This is a genomic window from Mesorhizobium sp. M0244, assembly GCF_040321795.1.
Classification (GTDB): Bacteria; Pseudomonadota; Alphaproteobacteria; order Rhizobiales; family Rhizobiaceae; genus Mesorhizobium.
Genome location: NZ_JAMYSE010000130.1, coordinates 1 through 15,072, shown reverse-complemented (window position 1 = coordinate 15,072; position 15,072 = coordinate 1). Strand labels below are relative to the sequence as shown.

The 15,072-nt window shown below is 58.8% G+C and carries 11 protein-coding genes and 3 pseudogenes; 7 read left to right on the top strand and 7 right to left on the bottom strand.

Annotated features, from left to right (window positions below; all coding sequences use genetic code 11):
* The 3 genes from NKJ08_RS35930 to NKJ08_RS35920 all read right to left on the bottom strand — a co-directional run.
* Positions 1 to 540: GNAT family N-acetyltransferase (locus tag NKJ08_RS35930; protein ID WP_352785981.1), on the bottom strand; the 540-nt coding region annotated here is incomplete at its 3' end.
* Positions 541 to 825 (bottom strand): type II toxin-antitoxin system TacA family antitoxin, encoded by a 285-nt coding sequence (locus NKJ08_RS35925; RefSeq protein ID WP_352453587.1) that lies wholly within the window; start codon positions 823 to 825, stop codon positions 541 to 543.
* Positions 826 to 1,362: 537 nt separating this feature from the next.
* Positions 1,363 to 2,547 (bottom strand): glycosyltransferase family 9 protein, encoded by a 1,185-nt coding sequence (locus tag NKJ08_RS35920; RefSeq protein WP_352453586.1) that lies wholly within the window; start codon positions 2,545 to 2,547, stop codon positions 1,363 to 1,365.
* Between the two features lie 320 nt (positions 2,548 to 2,867).
* Between NKJ08_RS35920 and NKJ08_RS35915 the strand changes: the two genes are divergently transcribed.
* Positions 2,868 to 3,044, top strand: a complete 177-nt coding sequence (locus NKJ08_RS35915; protein ID WP_352457364.1) for a hypothetical protein — start codon at positions 2,868 to 2,870, stop codon at positions 3,042 to 3,044.
* Positions 3,045 to 3,129: 85 nt separating this feature from the next.
* Here NKJ08_RS35915 and NKJ08_RS35910 read toward each other — a convergent pair whose 3' ends face one another.
* Positions 3,130 to 5,196 carry a carbamoyltransferase family protein gene (locus NKJ08_RS35910; RefSeq protein ID WP_352785978.1) on the bottom strand — a complete coding sequence of 689 codons (2,067 nt, stop codon included), beginning with the start codon at positions 5,194 to 5,196 and terminating at the stop codon, positions 3,130 to 3,132.
* A gap of 1,013 nt (positions 5,197 to 6,209) precedes the next feature.
* On the opposite strand from NKJ08_RS35910, the pseudogene nadE reads away from it, so the two are divergent.
* The 4 genes and pseudogenes from nadE to NKJ08_RS35890 form a co-directional block, all read left to right on the top strand.
* Positions 6,210 to 6,541 (top strand): annotated as a pseudogene (nadE, locus tag NKJ08_RS35905) (NAD(+) synthase); the annotation flags it as partial.
* A gap of 404 nt (positions 6,542 to 6,945) precedes the next feature.
* On the top strand, positions 6,946 to 8,028 hold the full coding sequence (locus tag NKJ08_RS35900) for a sensor histidine kinase (protein ID WP_352785975.1): 1,083 nt from the start codon (positions 6,946 to 6,948) through the stop codon (positions 8,026 to 8,028).
* Between the two features lie 451 nt (positions 8,029 to 8,479).
* A complete protein-coding gene (locus NKJ08_RS35895) occupies positions 8,480 to 8,632 on the top strand; it encodes an aminopeptidase (protein WP_352453905.1) in 153 nt (50 codons plus the stop codon).
* 56 nt (positions 8,633 to 8,688) lie between these two features.
* Positions 8,689 to 8,946 carry an aminopeptidase gene (locus NKJ08_RS35890; protein WP_352785972.1) on the top strand — a complete coding sequence of 86 codons (258 nt, stop codon included), beginning with the start codon at positions 8,689 to 8,691 and terminating at the stop codon, positions 8,944 to 8,946.
* A 2-nt stretch (positions 8,947 to 8,948) separates the two neighbouring features.
* Here NKJ08_RS35890 and NKJ08_RS35885 read toward each other — a convergent pair.
* A pseudogene (locus tag NKJ08_RS35885) lies at positions 8,949 to 9,266 on the bottom strand (integrase); the annotation flags it as partial.
* A gap of 191 nt (positions 9,267 to 9,457) precedes the next feature.
* Here NKJ08_RS35885 and NKJ08_RS35880 point away from each other — a divergent pair.
* Entirely contained in the window at positions 9,458 to 11,119 is a 1,662-nt protein-coding gene (locus NKJ08_RS35880) for a tannase/feruloyl esterase family alpha/beta hydrolase (RefSeq protein WP_352785969.1), read from the top strand.
* A 242-nt stretch (positions 11,120 to 11,361) separates the two neighbouring features.
* On the opposite strand, the pseudogene NKJ08_RS35875 reads toward NKJ08_RS35880, so the two are convergent.
* Positions 11,362 to 12,486, bottom strand: a pseudogene (locus NKJ08_RS35875) (site-specific integrase).
* 538 nt (positions 12,487 to 13,024) lie between these two features.
* Here NKJ08_RS35875 and NKJ08_RS35870 point away from each other — a divergent pair.
* Positions 13,025 to 13,993 (top strand): glycosyltransferase family 10 domain-containing protein, encoded by a 969-nt coding sequence (locus NKJ08_RS35870; protein WP_352493678.1) that lies wholly within the window; start codon positions 13,025 to 13,027, stop codon positions 13,991 to 13,993.
* A gap of 137 nt (positions 13,994 to 14,130) precedes the next feature.
* Here the strand turns inward: NKJ08_RS35870 and NKJ08_RS35865 are convergent, their stop codons facing one another.
* Positions 14,131 to 14,487, bottom strand: coding sequence for a hypothetical protein (locus NKJ08_RS35865; RefSeq protein WP_352532429.1), 357 nt, complete (start codon positions 14,485 to 14,487; stop codon positions 14,131 to 14,133).
* Positions 14,488 to 15,072 lie beyond the last annotated feature (585 nt).

The window sequence follows — 15,072 nt, the reverse complement described above, 5'->3', positions numbered from 1 at the left end:
CTCCAGGGCTCCCTCGCTCTGACCGCCGTCTCCCTCTGGCCCTGCGTGAGGGGTCACCCGCCCGCCGCGACGGCGAAGCCGGCTCGGGGCGCGGCGGGGCGCCGCCCCTAGAGCCCGGTCGGCGGGCGGCCGGCGCGCCGCCCCGCCGCCCCCCCCCCGACCCCCCCCCGCCCCCCCCCCCCCCCCGGCGCCCCCGGCGACGCACCGATACAGCGCGGCCGTGACCAAGCCGCTACCGACGCCTTGTCCGGCATAGCGGTGGTCGACGGCGAGTTGTCCGATCAGCAGGCAGGGGATCGGATCGGGCGGGCGTCCGGTGCGGATGGCGCGCGGTGCGCTATTTGGCTGGATCACGCCCGGCGCGAGGCCGTAATACCCGACGACTGTTCCCTCGTCGTGAACGACCAGGACGCGGGTAAACCCGCGGGCCTGGTTCGTTCGCGCGAAGCCGGCCAGCCAAGCATTGAGCGCCGGCTTGCCGCAATCGAAGCTGTCGAGGCGGTGTGCGTGGTCGAGGAGTTCGATGCCTGAAAACGCCACCTAGCGGTCCCAGGGCGGGGACCGACGCAGCCGCTCGGCCGCCTTCGCCGGGGGCGCAGCGGCCGGGGCTGAGATCGCCTGCATGAAGGCGTCATAGGCTTCCGGGGACACGCGGATGACGGTTTCGTTGAGGATGGCCGCCTGCGCCTCGTGCAGCGCGGCGCGCCGCATGAACTCCGTGCGCGACAGGCCGAGCAGCTCCGCGCCGCGGTCGATGATGGTGAGATCATCGTCGCGAAACCGCATCGAGACGGGTGCTTCCTTCCTGGTGGGTGTGGTGGCCATGGCCCGCTCCTGTGCTGCGGACGTATATACGTTAGTGTAACGCGGAACGCAATACTACGTTCCCTGGCGACGTCTCGTGGCGGATGGTCTCAGGATTTCTCGCCGCATGGGTTCTTCTCGGCTTCTCGCCCCAGTCGCCATTGCCGCAACCCAGAGCAAGGTGGCTTTGGTCAGCTCCGGCGGATCAATTACGGCTTAGGAAGCGCATTTGTTTTTGGCGGCCGGATGAGCGGGTCCAGAAGCGAAGTCGCTGCCATGACTGTCGCGGACGAGCCCCGGCTATCCCGAACCTGATGAACATCTGACGCGATGGCGACTTTCGGGCCGTCACGCCACAAAGGAGGAACGGCTATGAAGGCTGGGCGGCGGCACTTTCATTCTCAGGCGCCGCTCTATGCCACCTGTCGGCCAATGTGACATCGCCACTGCGGTCCTTCGAACAAGTCGATTCGATTCTGAATTTCGGCCTCTACATGATTGTAGCGATTGAATCAGCGACAAGGGCTGGGCAATCGCGGTTGTGGTGACCGCGAGCCACTAAGCTTGTGCCGTACCCTTACAATGATTCATCAAGGCGTTTACCTCGGCAATCACGAGATCCGGCGTGATGTCGAACTTGCATCGGACTTTGACCGGACAATGCCGCACTTGGTCCAGACCACATCCGCGACATTCAATAACACTCATAAGCATGCTGACCAAGGGACCTCGAAACCCCCAAATCTCCGGTAGATGTGACGCCGTGAAAATGCCGATAGTAGGGCGGCCAAGCTGGGCAGCGACATGGCCGGTGCCTGAATTGTTCGAAACGACGAGCGCGGCCGAATTCACGAGACAATTGAATTCCAATTCTGACAAGTCGACAGCCGTCCGAATGTTCGCGGCTCCACGTTCCCTAGCTATCTTCGCAACCTCCTCAAGCGCTTCCAGGCATTCGCCACGGCCAACGAGGACCACCTCACCACGGGTCGAAAGAGCAGCGACAACTTTGCCAAAACTTTCAATCGGCCAATCTCGCAGGCTGGAATTGGAGAACGGAGCCACGACAATCGGGGCATTGCCTGTAGTCGAATTCTGTGGGTGACCCGCTCCGCTTTCGAAATAGGCAGCTGCCTTTGCGACCAGAAAGAGGAGGATTTCTGACACATGCTGGAGACGCACCTGCTTACGGTCAATGAACCAATCAAGCCATCTACGGGGGATTTTGTTAGCAAGCCCTATTTTTTGGACCAGCTTGTAGAAAATGGTTCTGCGCAGTTTCAGATTGAATGGCGCTATCGCAATATCGATCTGATGCATGCTGTACGGATCAACTATCGCCGCACGGTGCCTGGCGGGAACTTCAAGCAAGATCGGCCTTGTTTCTTCCGGAACACGCATATCAATGGCAAGATCAAACTCGCCGGTCAGCAGCGGCCTTATGTCCGCGGCTTCTTTGCGCGTTTTGACTTTTGGGTTGCGAGGAAAAAAGTCAAAAGCAACGTGATCGTCGGCGAGGTCGAACTGTTTTGCAGTAGCGATGTTCCAGCTTCCCACCACCAGCGTAATGTGGGCATGCGCAAAACGCTGACGAAGGTCCTTTAGAGGCCCTAGAGACATCCAAAAGTCGCCGACATGATCAAGCTTGAGGACCAAAATTCTCATCCTTGCGCTTGACTGTTCCGGCTCTTCCCAGCTGCGGTATATAATTTGATTGCCGTCGTGCTTTGTAAAATATGCCATTGCCATTCCGAAGATTATACGGTCAACACTGATAGCCCAGTGACGCGTGTGTAGGTTGGAGTGCTCCCCACTTTGTCCGCGTCTCCGCAAGAATTCTGCCATCAGATCCAAGCCGCGCTCCAGCAGGAGCTGTTGGGCGAAGTCTGCATCTCTAGCGATGGTAGCGCGCCAAGAAAGCCAGCTATGTCCCGACCCGCAATGTGAAGGGCTTCGTCACGGTCTCGCATGCAGTGAGTTCGGCAACGCCGAGTAGACGGTGATCGCCATGCCGCCGTCCCCAGATCTCGGAGCATAACGGCAGTGGCCTCGCTCTTTGGTCGATGCTGATCCTGAATGCGACCGTCGCCGCCGGCGACGACACCGCCGGCCGCATTGACCGTCTCGGGCACGCCCTGTCGCTGTGGTCCCGCATCACGGTGGCTAGCAAGGACCCGCCGCAGCCGCTTTTTTCTGCGCGTCCGGTCGTCCAAGGTGAAGTGGACGAATCAACCCTGTGATGAAGTCGACTGCCTGCCAGCGGTGAGGTGGCAGGCGGCATCGATGAACACCATTATTCGCCGAGCTTGGATAGCGGCACCTCTATCACGCTGAGAGCCTGTTATGCTGGTCCAGCGTTTGATCGCAGTCTTGATCCATGCGAGCAGCTTGTGAGGGATGCAATCGAACGAGGCGCTGCTCCCACAGCCGTCGCAGGCCCTCCATCAGAGCTTCACGCTTGGCCTGATCCGGCGCAATTGTATTGAGGAGATCTCCCAACACGGCTTCGCCCTCAATCCGCATCAGCAGATTAAACAAGTCGTGTGAAATTCGCACGCTGTCACTGCTCGAGTGGTTCGTATTGATCTCGCAGACAGTCTCCTGACGATCTTGCGCTGTGTACGCACGGTCTTGATGGAGGGACACATAGGGCGGCAATGAAACCGCAAGCGCAGTCCAATCCTGCAGCGTTGCAGCCCGCTTTTTTACCAGGAAGGGCCCGACCACAAGTCCATCCAGCTCTGTCGTCAGAAATGTGGCAATCGCGTCCGCAACCGAATCCACGATCGGTTCGGCATTGTTGTTGAAGGACGTATTGAGCAGAATTGGAGTGCCTGTGCGCTTCTTGAACGCATTGATGACTTCCCAGTAAGCGGGATTGGCGTTGCGCGATACTGTTTGCAGGCGAGCGGTTCCGTCGACGTGCGTAATGGCACCGAGCAAGGCGCGCTTTGAGTCACGCACGCGAACGACGAAATTCATGAATGGAAATTCGCGCTTGCCGTCCGGGAGGTCGAAAAATTCGCTCGCATCCTCCTCCAGCACAGATGGCGCGAAGGGCCGATAGCCTTCGCGCTTCTTGACCATCGCATTGATTCGGTCCTTGTTTGCGGCGGGCCGAGGGTCGGCAAGAATGCTGCGGTTGCCCAGCGCACGTGGCCCAAACTCCGAACGACCCTGCACCCAGCCGATCACGGCGCCGTTGGCGATCCAGTCGGCTGCACTGCTTGCCACGTCATCAGAGCGTTCAACCTCGAGATGTCCGGCCCATGCATTCAGTTCCTGTTGCACGGCGCGGTCGCTCCCGAGATCAGGACCCCAATAGACCTCCTGCAGTCGCTCACACGGCGCGGGGCGGCCCATCTCGTTAGAGACTATCAGCGCAGCTCCCAATGCGCAGCCAGCGTCGTGAGACGCGGGTTGCACGAAGATGTCTTCGAAAAGCCCTGAATACAGCAGCTTACCGTTCATCGTGCAGTTGTGGGCTACCCCTCCCGCCAGGCACAACCGCTTCATGCCAGTGGCCTCACGGTGATGCCGAAGAATGTGGAACACGATCCGCTCAAGCGCTTCCTGCAGTGACGCACTCACATCTCGATGCTGCTGGGTGAAGGGCATTCCCTTTCGCCTGACCTCGATGTTGCGGAGCAACGCCGGACCGATGCGGTCGAGGTGAACACGGTAGCCACCCCCGTTGGCGGAGAGCTCGTAGAACTGCTCGAAGAGCTCGCGATAGGGAGCGGGGTCGCCGTAGGGCGCGAGTCCCATTACCTTATACTCGTCGAACAAGCCGTAGCCGAGATAGCGGATCGTCTCGAGATAAAACAGCCCAAGAGAATTGTTCTCGGGGAAAGCCTCGATTTCCGTAATTTCTGTGCCAGACCCTACCGCCAAGAGGCCCGATAGGAAATCACCACAGCCATCAATCGCTAGAATGAGACTTTGTTCGAAGCCCGACATTGCAAAGGCGCTCACGGCGTGCGCCTGATGATGACTTACGAATGAAATACGCGAACTGTCCAACTTAGTGCCGAACTCACGCGTTAACAGATCCTGCACCAACGATTTAGCACTCAACGGAATGGAGAGAATGTCCGGGTGGGATGCGGACATACCTTCAAGCATGGCATTGGCATAGGGCTCGCTTGCGTAGACCGCGACACGATCAATGTCGCTGAACTGAACCCCCGCCGCTGACAGACAGTATTGAATCGAACGAATTGGGAGCTTGTTGGAGTGTTTGATCCGATTGAGGCGTTCCTCTTCGACGGCGGCTATCACCTGTCCGTCTCGGACGAGCACCGCGGCGCCATCGTGCATAAAGGCGTTCGGAAGCTCGAATCGGTTTTCATGGACTTGGTCAAGTCCGCCGCTAATTCCTAGACACAGCATTTCTTTCTCCACATAGTGACGGGCAAGCCAAATTGGCCTGCCTCAGACCGTTTCCAACTAAATAGGCCGCGTTGTCGCTTGCAGCTGCAACCGCCTGTCAGGCATCACCGGCATCAAAGAACGCCTCATAAGGGTCCGCCTGAATCAACATGAGATGCTTCGATCGTGGCGCCTGCCGTTCCATGACGCCGAGAGCTTGGCTGGATCATCGAATCTTGAGCGGCTGCTGACTTGCATGCCGGCGATGCCGTTTTCATCTGCAGCACGAACTTGTGACGCGGGCTGCCTATATCCTTGCGAAGGGGCGGCTGTTGACGAATAATGCCGCGCCGTGAACTGGCCCGATTTCATTCCCCGAAAGACCGTCGCACAGGCGAGTGACATGTGCTGCACTGTCCGCCTGCTTCCCGGTCGCACATCCGATAACGCCTTCGCTTGTGCAGGAGGCCGCATCGCGTCATTCGTCGGCCAAACATGGCACCGACTGGAAGCCCGGCAATACCGCGTAGATGTAAAGTGCGCTGATGTTGTATGGTAGCGCTGCCGGCCGGGTCTCCAATCCGCTGCCCAAACGAGCGGACTGCCTGCGGCAAAAAGCCCGCCACAAGCAGAATCGCGCTGGGCAGCTGGCTCGCCTGCAAGACTTCGCAGCTCAGGAACATTGGGGACGACTAGCGTCGAACCGCCGACATGATCGGCCAGTTGCAACTCACTTCTCGGCACGACCTCCACTGCACGTCAGGGCGCATGGAAGATTTTCTCCTTTGGATGGGTGACCGGTGCGGACGTGCTTTTGTCCATGCAAGATTTCCGAAGAGTTATGAAATCGTTTGTTTCGATCAAAGTCATCCACGCTATGAATAGCTGCCGGACATGCGCTTCAAAGGGGCTTCAGGCTTCCCGGATGGCTACTCCGATTCGAAGCGCGTGGCATTCCATGCGCTCTATGACAAGATTTTTCAGCAAAGGGTATGAGAGCAAACCCACACTTCTTTTTCAGAAGTCGCTTCGAAGCAGCCGAGGCCTTGATGGGCTTCTTCACCAAGTTCGGCGATGGTGCCGCAGACATTCTTCCTCTTTCCGGGCTGAACAAGCGCAGAGTTCGCGCCTTGGCAGTGTATCTGGGCGCTCCGTCTGATCTTGTTGAAAAGATTCCGACCGCCGACCTGGAGAACCTCGTCCCGGTCTCACATACGATGAGATTGACGACTTCCTCGAAGGCCAAGAGATCAACGAAGCGGCGCACAGGCGCATACTTCATGCGCATTCCAGCACAGCCCATAAGCGAGCGCTTCCCGTCACAACGATTGCCATGACGGGTTCGATATTTAGGCATCGGCAATAGCGTCTCAACATACACCATCGATGGGCTTGCCGCAGTTAGGCAGCTAGCGGCCTGAATTACCGCTGGAGCGAAGCGCTGCTCTTTCAGCCCGCATGCGGTCATGAGGTTGACAGTGTCGGCACGTATCGCCGAGGCCGGCACGCGAACTCATTCTCCCTGAATGCCTGCTCTATCGATCTTCCGCAGCGTACCCACTTGACCGGTCGCTTCGACATTCCAGGCACCTGGATTGTAGCCGATCCTTGCCGCTCTCCTTCGGCCGGTCGCAATGCTAGACGTGCGGCCGTTACGCGATGCAGAGCTTGTTGTCAGATGCGTGATGCGAAATGTGAGATGCAGCTCCAGTTTTGGCGATGGCAGGCTCGCCGCATTGTTGATAATATCCGCACAAAACAGGCGCGCAAATGACATCGGATTCAGAGAAGGCTGAGGCGGTCGAGCAGTTGCTTGATACACCTGACCTTGCAACAGCACTGGAAAGCGAACAGTTCAAGAAATTCCTTGACCAGGTGCCGATCGCCATAGCCGTTTCGGACCTTGCCGGTGAAGAGCGCGTGGTCTACGCCAATCCGGAATTCGAGAAACTGTCAGGGCTGACAGCCGCTAGGCTCACCCGAGAAAACTGGGCGGCCCTTTTAGGCACAGGCCTCCATCAGCAAAAGGACAGGCCGCTAGCCGAGGCCGTGGTCGAAGGAACCGATTTGGTCGGCACCTTCAGGCTGGAACGCGGCGAGGACAAACCCGCGATCGTCGACGTTTATTCCAACGTGATCGAAGACGACAACGGCAAGGTGTGCTTCCGACTGGTGGCCCTGGTCGACGTATCCGCCCATGGCGAGGCGGGAGATGAGCGCTCGGCCGAGGAGCGTGTTAGCGAGAAAGACACGCTGCTGCGCGAACTGCAGCACCGGGTGAAGAACAACCTGCAGATGATCACCGCACTGATCCGGCTGGAAAGCCGCAACGCGCCCGAGGCCGACCGGAGACGGTTTGAGCGGCTCGCCGGTCGCGTCGACGCTCTGGCGATCCTCTACCAGACGCTAACGGCCGACGAGCCGAAGGAGGAGGTCGATCTTGGCGTCTATCTCAGCCAGATCGCGTCCGCGGTGATGAGTTCGCATGCAGTCGAGGGGATCCGCCTGGATATGAAGGTGGATACATATCCCGTGTCAATAAACGTCGCCATGCCGGCGGGACTGGTCGTGAACGAATTGCTGACCAATTCACTAAAGCATGCGTTCCGGGGACGCGACGGCGGCACGATAACGCTGCACAGCATCGTCAATGGCGACGGCTGCCGGGTTATAGTGGCGGACGACGGAATCGGCCTGCCGGAAGGCGAGACGTGGCCCAAGCCAGGCAAGCTCGGAGCGCTGATCGCACGCTCGCTGACCGAGAACGCCAAGGCGCAGCTAGCCGTCGAGTCCAGCGCCAACAAAGGGACGAAGGTGACCATCGTTTTCAAGCGGTCGGCGGCAGCAAGCTGAACGGTTGCTGTCGACTAGCAGGCTGGCGGCTGGCTTCATGTCGCGGCTTTGAGCAGGTGGCTGCAAATAGGCTAGGTCGCCCTTCACGGCCTGCTTCACATGGTCGAGGTCTTCCATTATGCTCCAGGCTTGCTGCTTCTGACTTCGGCGGCCAGTCCATCCCCACCTAGCGGAAGGCACTCCCGCCTGATTGCGTTGCGGCTTGAGTCTTGACGGCGGGGGCACCTGACGCCTTCGCGCTCATCACGCGCGGGCCGGCAATTCAGCAGCGAGTCATCACTTGGCCAATCTTGCCGAGGACGAAGGTCTAACCTACAAATAAAATTGGTCCGACTGTTCGTGGCCGGAGGTAACCGCGAATTTGCGCTATCGGGACAGGAGAGCAGTGCTGTAGGCAAACCGCGATGCGTGCATTCGTTCGATTGGTTCTACGATTATCCTGACGCCTGGGGTGACCAGTTGCACCAGTATTTCCTACTACGCGCAATCTTTGCAGGGTCATGTGCAGATCATCGCGGCCCGCCAAGACATCGGAAAACTGATCGACGATCCTTCAACCCCTGAGATATTGCGGGCCCGAATGGCATCGGCGGCCGCCATATAATAGTTTGCGGCAAAGACGGCCGCGATCGAACGGCTGAGGACGCGCTCGCCAACAGATTGCGCGACAGACGATGGGGTGGATACCGCGGATACGACGCCTGGTTCGATACTCCGATCAACAACGCGAAGCTCGCCGCGACTTCCGTCTACAGCGATTCGGTTCAAAGGCTTGGCGCGTTGGACAAAGCTCGCCGCGCCGAAGCGCGATGCATAGAAGCCGGGATAGTCGCCCGAACACAAGTCGAACAAGCGGAGTGGTCGACCGTTTCGTCCTCCCCGGGGACGAGCCGGTTGCTCTGGCCTGGGGCGACCTGATGGGTCTTGCGGAGCACCGTCTCCAGCATGGCGATCAGGTCTTCGGGAAGTATGGCCTCATTCTGCACAGACGGTTTTGCGTGGCTGTTACGGATGCCGGCGGGCACGGTGGCGATATGGCGGTCCTTTCGATCGAGCGGCTCGCCACGCTGCGTATAATTCCACGCCAGGGAGGAGAGACGGCGCTCGATCGTCGCCACAGAGTTTGGTTTCTTGTCTCCTGTAACCTTTCTGGATGCACAGGCCGTGATGTAGAGGCCGACGGTCTGCGGATCAGGCGGCAACACCTCGAGGTGCTGCCGGCGCGCCCAGGCGCAAAAAATCCGCTCTCGACCGAGCGGCGTCAGACCGGTATTCTTATGGATGTTCATCCGGTCCCCCTGGAGTCACTGAAGCTTCGACAATCTCAGCTTTCCCGGTTCGGACCGGATGGACAACCTACTGAAAGCTCACAACTAGCTACCAATGCGATCAGCTTTCGGGCTATCGGGCGCATCCAGGGAGGATGGGTATGTTCTTGGCTAACGGGCTCAAGCTGCGGGACCGCGGGTGCACGCTGGCACTGATGTTGGCGATCATATGTGTATGTGCGCCTGCACTGGCGGCAAACGCGTCGGATCAGGCGTGCCGGTCCATCGCCAAGCTCAAAATTCCAAGCGTGATCTTTACCGAGGCTAGCCTTCAAAAGCCGCAGGGGATCCCCGCAGATCCCTTCACTGCATTCACCGGCGCCTCGCCTCAGGCGGTAAAAGTGGGCGGGCACTGCCTTGTCCGAGGTGTTATCGGGAAACGCCAGGGGGTCGATGGTCAATCATATGGCACCCGGTTTGAGGTGCGTCTTCCGACGACCTGGAACGACATGTTCCTTTTCCAGGGCGGCGGCGCAGTTGATGGCTTCCTGGCGCCGGCCGTCGGGACCATTCCTTGCCGGAACTCGACCGCGGCTCCCGGGCTCTTGCGCGGCTACGCTGTTGTAAGCATGGATGGCGGGCACCCAAGCCCCGATCCGGCTTTCGGGGTCGATCAAGCCGCACGCATTGATTTTGCGTACGCCTCCATTGGCAAAGTCACTTCGGTCTCGAAGCAGGTGATTGCCAAGTTCTATGGGGCGGCTCCGAAAAAGTCGGTGTTCATGGGATGCTCGAATGGCGGTCGTGAGGCGTTGATAGCGGCTCAGCGATATCCGCTCGAGTTCGACGGCATTGTTGCAGGTAGCCCGGGTTTTCGTCTCAGTGCCGCCAACATTGCCGAAGCCTGGGATACTCGCCAGTACATGAGCATCGCTCCCAAGGATGAGGCCGGCCATCCCATTCTATCCCGCGCCTTCTCCCAGCAGGATCTGAACATCGTCGCCAAGGCGGTTCTCGCTGCCTGTGATGCCCGCGATGGCATTGAGGATGGCGTCATCAACGCCTGGCAGCAGTGCCGGTTCGACCCAAAGGTCCTGTCCTGCCAAGGCGATAAGACGGACAGCTGCCTCACGGCTGGTCAAGTGCAGGCCATGAGCCGCGCGTTCGCGGGTCCGGAAAGCTCCGATGGCCAAAAGCTTTACAGCGATTGGCCATATGATACGGGCGTTGCGGGCGCGGACTGGAGAATGTGGAAGCTGGGCAATTCCCCCACTTCCCAGTCGGATGCAAATAACATCGTTCTGGGAGCCCGCTCGCTTCAATACTACTTCATGACGCCCCCGGCGCCGAATTTTGACCCCCTGAAGTTCGACTTCGACAAGGATCCGGCACGCGTTGCGGATACGGCCAAGCTCAATGATGCGACCGGCACGTATCTCGCCAGCTTCGCTGCCCACGGTGGAAAGCTGCTCTTGTTTCAGGGACTTTCCGATCCGGTCTTCTCAGCCAACGATCTGGTGCGCTGGTACAAGCAAGTCGTCGAGGTCACAAGCGGCGGCGATTTGGAAGCGACTCGCCGTTTCGTGCGCATGTTCATAATCCCGGGGATGACCCACTGCGGCGATGGCCAAGCCTTCGACGACTTTGATCCTTTGGCCGCCATCGAGGGCTGGATAAACCAAGACAAGGCTCCGGATTCTCTCGCGGCTGGCAGCAAGGCATTCCCCGGCAAGCACCAGCCGATCTGCGCTTATCCCACTCAAGCTGCCTATGGCGGTAAGGGAAATCCCGATGAGATCGCGAGCTATTCGTGTCGGGGATAAGAGACCTCGTCATTTGTTCGCTTCAATCTGCGCGCATTCCCGGAACAGGTCTCCCGGACCAAGGATCGGTTGGAAAAGCTAAACCCGGAATTTGTGGGCCGTGCCATAACGCAGTTGATGATCATGCCTGACTACGAAGCGTCGGCCGCCGATAGTCTGGACACAGCGCTCGCTGTGCTCGATGAGGTAATTGTTATCGCCTGAGATCTGACCGCATCATCCCAGCGGACAAAACGGGGGCATCAGAGCCCGGACGCCTTGGTGAGATTTACGCGGAAACGATCGCGCCGGCGCTGATAATTTCGCGTCATCTCCGCGGAGGCATGGCCGAGCTGTTTTTGCACATAGCGTTCATCGACCTCGGCCGACGAGGCGAGGCCGGCGCGCAGTGAGTGGCCGGCGAATTTCTTGGCCCGTTCGCCCTCCGACAGATCGCCGCGCACGCCGGCGGCGAGCGCCGTGCGCTTGACCAGGCGTGCGACCTCCTGGTCGTTCAAGCGATCGACACCGACCGCTCTGCCTTGACCAGCAACGCGCCGGAACAGCGGTCCGTGCGCAATGCGCGCCAGTCTTAGCCAGGTCTGCAGAGCGACCACAGGGCAGGTGGCGTCGGAGGAGCCGCGGCCGATTTCGACCTCGCGCCAGCCGGTTTTGCCGCGCAATGTGACAAGCAGACCCTTATCGGCAAAAATCTCGACCCAGCCGCGTCCGTCCTCGGTCTGATCCCTGTTGACGTCGAGGCCGACGATTTCGGATCGGCGAAGGCCGCCGGCGAAACCCAAAAGCAGCATGGCGCGGTCGCGCAGACCACGCAGCGTGCCGCGGTCGAGGGTCTCGAACATGCGATCAGATCCTCGGGCAGGATCGCTTCCTTCTGCCGCGGAGGGGAGGCGTGGGTGTTGCGAACGCCAGCCATCACCGTGGCGATATGCCGGTCCTTGCGGTCCAGCGGCTGGCCGCGCTGGGCAAAATTCCAGGAGAGCGACGAAAGCCGGCGCTCGATGGTTGAAACGGTGTTGGGCTTTTTGTCGCCAGTGGCCGTACCTGACGCGCAGGCGGCGATATAGAGCCCGACGACCTCAGGATCGGGCGGGAACATCTCGATGCCTTGGCGCCGGCACCAGCTCGAAAAATGCTTCCAGTCGGCTGCGTAGGCGCGGCGCGTGTTGGCCGAACTCGCCGCCTCGATATAATCGCGCGCGCGGCCGGCGAGCGCCTCAAGCTGCGCAGGCAGGCTGGGATTGGCAATGGCTGGAAGGGGAGGGGACGAGGCTAGGTCGGCATCGCCCATCTGCATGACCGATATCGATGATGTCGGGCAAAGCCGCGGCGCTTTGTGTGTGAAGCTTGTCCGAAATTCGTAGCATATTTCGGACATCTTGACCGTCACTTCGTCCGAAATCGGACCACAGATTTCGGACAAAGCCCCGGCATCAACCCGCCAATATCTCGATCTGCCGTCGCCGCTGCAAACGTCGCCTGTGAGAGGCGAGCCGCCTCTAAACTGGTCGTATATCCCGATTAATAATAAGAATGTAGTCAACTTCCATATTTTAGAGGGCACGCATGCTGCCACTCAACCGGCCTGATCACCACACAAAGTGAGGAAGAACCTGGTTAGGTGCAAAGCGACAATTGCCTCGACAGCGGGTCCCGGAAGGTTTATGCTGCCCAATCTTACCGCAATCCGAAATGGCGATTGAGTACCTTCACGAGGGAAGGGATTCCCGCGGTCTTAGAGATGAGTTGTCGAATGGCGCGAAGTCGCACAGAATCGCGAAGTCGCACAGAAAATCGTGTGTTTGATACCGATCAGGATCGCGAGCTGTTTCAGGCGCAGAGAGGTCTTGCGCCCAATGCACGAGTTGCTCCCGGTCCAACGGAAGTGAATGGGGTGGAACTGCTTTGTCGACCAAATTGTTGACGGAACGTCCGGCGCCCATTGTTGCTACATGTCTGGATTCTTGGGGCGTTTTGGATGATGCAATCCACCATCTCACTCCAAAGGGCAGTGGAATCTGGAACAATGTCGCTTTTGTACGCAGGACATCCTTCGCGCCCGATTGGCATATTGTCTTTAACTCTGCTTCTATTTTTGGGCTCCCTGTTGATATCGAGGCGAGTCCAAACAGGACAATTTTTGCAATCGGCGAACCGCCGACGAAAGCTCATCGCGCATTTCATGAAGGGCAGGGGAAAAATACCATCGTCCTGACGTCTGACGCAGAGCTGGCTGCTCGGCAGAATGCAGAGCGCCGATTCGTTTTGTCTCCACCTATCACTCGGTCTTGGTCTGTAACAAAGACATATGACCAACTTCTGGTCAGCGAAGTCGTGGACAAGCCGCTTCGGCTCTCATGGATTACCAGTAACATCGCCCTGCTTAAAGGGCATCGATATCGGCTGGCGTTTCTGGAACGGCTAAGAGAGGAGCTCGATTTTGACCTGTTCGGCCGAGGTTTTCGGCTGATTGGAGATAAATGGGACGCACTCGCACCGTACCGTTACAGTATAGCTTTCGAGAATACTCGTGCTGATTACTATTTTACAGAGAAGCTTATGGACTGCTTCGTTGCTGAAACAATGCCGATCTATTACGGCAGCCCGGCAATCACGAGGTTCTTCCCTTCCGACTCAATGGTTCTGATTGACCCAGAGGACAAGAACGTAATCCAAAAAATTCAAGAAATCATCGACTCTGACCTCTGGAAGGAGCGTCGCGGCGCAATACAAGAGGCGAAGCGGTTGGTTCTTGAGAAATACAATACGTTTGCTTATCTCGCGGGCTTCATCGAAAGCGTTCACGATAAACCCTTACCGCCGGAAGTTATACACATCGGTTCGCCTGCGGTCGATTTTGGGAGAGACGAATGAAGTACTCCAACGCTCGCTTCGCGTGCCCGGCGGTTGGTGGTCTGGCGAGATCGGTACGGAGCGCTCGGCGGAGAATGCCTACCTGCGCAGACGGGCCGGCACGGGCGCACGAGGTCATGCGCCCCGGCTGCCGCTGATCAGACGAACTGGGGAAGGCCAGGAACGGAATTGAGGACCTCGTCCACGAGTTCGTCGCCGGCATGTTCCTTGGCGAAGGCGATCGTCTCGTTGGCGATGGCGGCGATCTTTAGAATGCTGAGACCCTCACTCATCAATTGCTGGCCGAGCCCCATGAGGCCGCCTCCGCCCTCTGGGTCGTTGCCATGATACTTCGCCACTAATTCCGAAGCTCCGGGAATGGCCGCGATCATGCGCGCAACGGGACCGTCGGCCGCGTGGCGTTGCAGGAAACCCAGCATTAACCCAACGGCCTTCTCTGCGAGAGCCGGGTCGATGCCGGCACCAGTGGCGATGCGCGATAAGAATTCTTCCATGGCAGGGTTCGTCTCTCTTTAATGAGGTTTACACGGGGCCGGTCCGGCGCCCAAAGCGCCCTTGGCCGAACCACAATGAACTCCACAAAAATAGGCCGGCGGAAGTGCTATTGCAACTGCGCGTAAAACCGCCTCTGTCAACGCAAGCTGCGTCGGACGTGCGTATTTCGCAAAAACGGGACAGTCGTTCCGCTAAATCGCGGACAGCAGTTTCACTAATTCGCGGACAGCAGGATGGGGTCGGCGCTCGGTTGCCTGGTTGAAGTCATTTGCGATTGATTTCGCCGTTTTCGGCGCCGGTCAAGGGCGGCGGTGTTTTTTGCTTTCTCATGCTGTCGCCTTCGAGGGTGATGCGATGGGCGTTGTGGATGATCCGGTCGAGAATGGTCGGCTATTGTCGGCTCCGCGAATGCTTCATGATGCACCTTTCCTTGATCGCCTGGTCCGTTGCAGTCGGCGTTGAAGTTGATCGATCTGGTCGCTGGAAAGGTTTCCGCTTGGCCGCGGGCGTCACCATTTCTTTCCCACAAGATCCTTCAACGCGGCATTGTCGAGCATGGCGTCGGCCAGAAGCCGCTTCAGCCG

What these genes read in the sequence shown, in the direction of transcription:
- NKJ08_RS35915 (WP_352457364.1), top strand. Translation starts at nt 2,868, where the DNA reads ATGCTGATCCTGAATGCGACCGTCGCCGCCGGCGACGACACCGCCGGC.
- NKJ08_RS35865 (WP_352532429.1), bottom strand. Translation starts at nt 14,487, where the DNA reads ATGGAAGAATTCTTATCGCGCATCGCCACTGGTGCCGGCATCGACCCG.
- NKJ08_RS35910 (WP_352785978.1), bottom strand. Translation starts at nt 5,196, where the DNA reads ATGCTGTGTCTAGGAATTAGCGGCGGACTTGACCAAGTCCATGAAAAC.
- NKJ08_RS35880 (WP_352785969.1), top strand. Translation starts at nt 9,458, where the DNA reads ATGTTCTTGGCTAACGGGCTCAAGCTGCGGGACCGCGGGTGCACGCTG.
- NKJ08_RS35925 (WP_352453587.1), bottom strand. Translation starts at nt 825, where the DNA reads ATGGCCACCACACCCACCAGGAAGGAAGCACCCGTCTCGATGCGGTTT.
- NKJ08_RS35900 (WP_352785975.1), top strand. Translation starts at nt 6,946, where the DNA reads ATGACATCGGATTCAGAGAAGGCTGAGGCGGTCGAGCAGTTGCTTGAT.
- NKJ08_RS35920 (WP_352453586.1), bottom strand. Translation starts at nt 2,547, where the DNA reads ATGGCATATTTTACAAAGCACGACGGCAATCAAATTATATACCGCAGC.